Here is a 268-nt window from a genome sequence, read left to right as displayed (position 1 = left end):
AGTACTCATATTCGCTTCTTGTGCAGATGCTGCATTCGGAATTCGCGTTGTCACCCATCTCGTTTTATACACTGCTTCACTATGCGCTTTTCCAAATACCTTTTGATATAATTTCATTTTTTCTGCTGGTACATCTGCTAATTCATATGCATTTCTAGGGCTACGGAGATTAATATATACTTGCATCTTACTTAGGCGATAACATTCCCAATCTGCAAATAGCTTAAATTGTTCTTCAGATCCTGATAGAATTAATTGCCTTGTAACA

The 268-nt window shown here is 36.6% G+C and carries 1 pseudogene; it reads right to left on the bottom strand.

The features are described from left to right. A pseudogene (locus SB775_RS30050) lies at positions 1-268 on the bottom strand (aminopeptidase); the annotation flags it as partial.

Source organism: Peribacillus sp. SIMBA_075 (assembly GCF_046534585.1).
This window is presented reverse-complemented; position numbering and strand designations above follow the sequence as displayed.